This window comes from Mycobacterium sp. SM3041, from assembly GCF_039668335.1.
GTDB lineage: Bacteria > Actinomycetota > Actinomycetes > Mycobacteriales > Mycobacteriaceae > Mycobacterium.
In genome coordinates this window covers 1-2,705 of record NZ_JAYXBQ010000028.1, presented here as the reverse complement: position 1 = coordinate 2,705, position 2,705 = coordinate 1, and the positions used below count along the sequence as shown (strand labels likewise).

At 62.2% G+C, this 2,705-nt stretch carries 2 protein-coding genes and 2 pseudogenes; all 4 read right to left on the bottom strand.

Translation table 11 applies throughout. The annotated features are described in order from the left end of the window. A pseudogene (locus VXD91_RS07790) lies at nt 1-445 on the bottom strand (site-specific integrase); the annotation flags it as partial. 56 nt (nt 446-501) lie between these two features. Then, on the bottom strand, nt 502-1,062 hold the full coding sequence (locus tag VXD91_RS07785; RefSeq protein ID WP_346415111.1) for a hypothetical protein: 561 nt from the start codon (nt 1,060-1,062) through the stop codon (nt 502-504). Next, nucleotides 1,052-1,822, bottom strand: coding sequence for a recombinase family protein (locus VXD91_RS07780; RefSeq protein ID WP_346415110.1), 771 nt, complete (start codon nt 1,820-1,822; stop codon nt 1,052-1,054). The genes VXD91_RS07785 and VXD91_RS07780 overlap by 11 nt, the downstream gene beginning before the upstream one ends. A 167-nt stretch (nt 1,823-1,989) precedes the next feature. Beyond that, nucleotides 1,990-2,705, bottom strand: a pseudogene (locus VXD91_RS07775) (hypothetical protein); the annotation flags it as partial.

The following is a 2,705-nucleotide window of genomic DNA, read 5'->3' as shown; positions in this document are numbered from 1 at the left end:
TGCCGTAGCGGGTTTTCCGTACCGATAGCCGCGCCATGAACCGATCAATGGCCATCACGTCAATCGAGCCGATCGGTTCGTCTGCGAACTCGGGCAATACGTACAGGTCCAACAGATTGGCGTACCCGTCAACGGTGTTTTGCTTCACGTAGCCGCCCACCTGGCGCAAACGCTGGCTGTCGAGCCAATCGCCAGCCCACTCGCCAAACGTGCGGTTGCCGCGCTTGCGCGCCTCTGCCGGGTCAACCGCTCGGCGGTGCTTGCGGGCATTTAGCTCGGCAGCGCGAGCGTCAGCAGCGGCCTTGGTCGGGTGCGTTTCCTGACGCAAACGGGTAACCGTGCGCCCATCGTCGGTGCGCACTTTCGCCCGGTAAACCACCTCATAGCGGTACTTGACCTTGCCGCGCTCAACCGTCTTGGTCTCATGCTTGCGAACGTATGCCACGGTCAGACCTCCCTGCCTGAATCAGGCCGCGCTGCCCAATGCTTCGTCTCACCCATTCAAATCAGCCTTCTCGCACCAGGATTCAAACGTTCCACGATGGCGGATACCTCGTGCTGACCGATAGTGTCACCGCGAAGCAACAAAGTCGCGACCTCCTTCGTTGCTTCCCAATAGTTTTCGAGCTCTCTGTTCCACTGATGACGCCGATACTCGTGGTCAACCACCACCACGCCCTCGACCTCTTCCCGGTCCGTCGCCATCACCCAAAAGTCCCCGTCACTCGGCGCACCATTTCCGTGAGCGTTCAACGTCCACGCATGGAAAACCATGTCCTCAAACAACTTTCCTTGGTAAGGGTCGTCGAGGTCAAAGCTCGACAATTTCCATCGCGAGCGAGCTTCCGCCCACGGTCCGGCATGGATAGCGAAAGCGGCTCCGGTAGCGGACGACGGGCTCGCCAACGTTTGACCCAAGTACTCTGCGTCCGGAGCTATCGAAATCGCATGAACTGTGCCACCACTCACGTACGTTGCCACCGCGTGGCCCGCTTCGTGGTGCGCTGTAATGCGCCGCAGCTCCTCGTCGCCCTCGCTCCAACCATCGTTGCTACTTGCCACAATTCTCCTGTTCCACATTTTCCACATTGACATTCCTGGCCAGAATCCGAGCGACCGCCCCGTGCGACCAGGGACCCCCACGCTTGGCCTTGTGCCCCTCGGCGGTCAGTGTGGCCGCGATCTGACGCGTTGACTTCCCTTGTGCTGCAAGTGCTTTCATTCGCTCTAGCGCTGCCTGCTCACTCGGCACCGGCACCAACGCGCCATTGGGGTTGGTCGCGCTGCGCTTCTCTGCCTGCCAGCCGAACGGCACAGACCCCGTTGCGTGCCCACCGGCAGCAGCCTTCGCCCGTCGCCCGTCGCGCAGCCGCTTGGCCACCAACATGCGTTCTAGCTCGCCAAATACCCCGGCCATCTTGCGCATTGCCGTACGCATTGGGTCGTCGGGGTCATCGCGTGGCACTTCCTGCGGGGGATTACTGGTGAATACCGCTGCCTCGTCGTGCAACCAGACGTGGCCAATTACCGCTTCCTGCACCGTGATTTCGCGAGCCAATCGGTCTAGATCGCGAACGATCAGGCCATCGGCTTTAGCGTCGTCAATCATGCGCAGCGCGTCGGCCAGCCCTGGCCGCTTCTCCACCCCCAGAGCGCCTGACAGACCCTCATCGGTACACCACGCCACCACGCGGGCATCGAGTGCCTTGGCGGCGCTCTGGATGGCCGCTCGCTGTGCATCCAGCCCGAACCCGTGCGCGGCCTGCTCAATGGTGGACACGCGCAGGTAAGCCACCAGCTTGCGCCGTGACTGTGCTGCCATCGCTCCGCCCCTTCTCACCGTGTGCGGCAGACCGGCCAAAACGCTCTGACCTGGCCTGCCGCGTAATCTTTAGGTTGTGCGACACCTACGCTACCGCAGCGTGTCGACCAGGTGCGCGGATCTTCACCTGTTCGCACCTGGCCGCTATGCCTCGCCAATTCGACTCATCACCTACGCAGATTTCGTTTCGCAATGCGGTTCTGTTCGCTTGCGACTTCCATCGCCTGTTCTGTCGGCATATAGCCACCGTTCGGCAGGCGCATCGTCGGGCCGTAATTCGCCATTGAGTCTCTACGGCCTTGGGTACCGTCGTGGCCGTCGTCGTACGGGTAACCCCCGTCCATCTCGCCCTGGCCCACGCTGGCCGGGTGCTCGGCGTCGTCTCCCAGCTCGACTAGCTCACCCTCGATCACGTCGTGGCCGTCGAACGTGGTTCCGAGCACCCGTGGCCCGCCAGGTGCGGCGGTTTCGATCTCACCAAACGCGGGCAGCTCCCCGGCACGCTCATCGCCAATTGACCGGCGATAGGCGTCACGCGAGCCACCCTCGATTTCGGTCAGGATGGACTCAAACGGCTTGACCGTCACAGTCACGTCTTTCGGTTCGGCAACCCCGGCCCGGTCCAACGCTGAGTTAATCGCCGCCAATTGAACGTAACTCGGCGTTCTGCCGCTGTCGTTGTCTGCCATACCCAATAGGTTCTGAGCCATCCTGTCGGCAGCTTCCTGCAATCGCTGGCGAGCCTTGGCGATCACCTGCGGCGCTTTCCCGCCGTGAGTGCCGCACACGTTGGTTCCGTTGATCGCCCATTTTTTGCACGGCTCCCCGGTGCGGGACGAATGAGCTGTGCACCGCCGAGACGATGGGTCGGCTTGTCCATGGG

Coding starts and splice junctions, on each gene's coding strand:
- VXD91_RS07780 (WP_346415110.1), bottom strand. CDS start 1,822: ATGGCAGCACAGTCACGGCGCAAGCTGGTGGCTTACCTGCGCGTGTCC.